The following is a 587-nucleotide window of genomic DNA, read 5'->3' on the forward strand; positions in this document are numbered from 1 at the left end:
GAACTAAGAGAAGAGTTTCTCCTTGATGATGAGCAGATCAAAATCTTAGTAAGTCTTCCCCCTGAGGAACAAGATGAGTTCTTAGCTGACAGAATCTTCAGAGTAAAGATAATGAAAGCACTAATAGAAGCAGGAGTACCAGAAGAAAAAGCAAAAGAAGCCCTAACTGATCCAGACCTATACGAAACAGTAATAGAGGACGAATACGGAAACCAAAGAGTATATAAACCCTTTCACTAAAGACTTGCAAAATCTATAAAATACTACTAAAAAGGTGAATGATCAAAAATTAAAACATCTCCTGTAACTGGACTGCGATAGATAAGTTTCACAGCCTTTCCATGAAGGGCATGGGCTACCTTAAGATAAAGCCATATTGGTCCCTGCCCTGTAAGAATTACTGAGTTGCCTTCACCTGCTTGTATTAATGCCTTTTTTAAGTATTCATCAAGCTCTGCTAACTTTGCTTGTTGTCCTTCATAAAGTTTGTCTATCTCTATCACTACTTCCTTCATGCTCTTACTTTTTTACTAAATTATTCTCTGACTTATAAATATCGGCTCCCCATGTTCCTTAATCATAGGATC

At 37.0% G+C, this 587-nt stretch carries 2 protein-coding genes; one reads left to right on the plus strand and one right to left on the minus strand.

What is annotated here, in order from left to right; genetic code table 11:
* A partial coding sequence (locus N2257_10805; GenBank protein MCX7794874.1) for a hypothetical protein occupies positions 1-240 on the plus strand: 240 nt, incomplete at its 5' end.
* Positions 241-266: 26 nt separating this feature from the next.
* On the opposite strand, the gene N2257_10810 is transcribed toward N2257_10805, so the two are convergent.
* Positions 267-515, minus strand: coding sequence for a CRISPR-associated protein Csx3 (locus N2257_10810; protein ID MCX7794875.1), 249 nt, complete (start codon positions 513-515; stop codon positions 267-269).
* Between the last annotated feature and the right edge of the window lie 72 nt (positions 516-587).

The sequence above is a fragment of the Thermodesulfovibrionales bacterium genome, assembly GCA_026417875.1.
Classification (GTDB): domain Bacteria; phylum Nitrospirota; class Thermodesulfovibrionia; order Thermodesulfovibrionales; family CALJEL01; genus CALJEL01.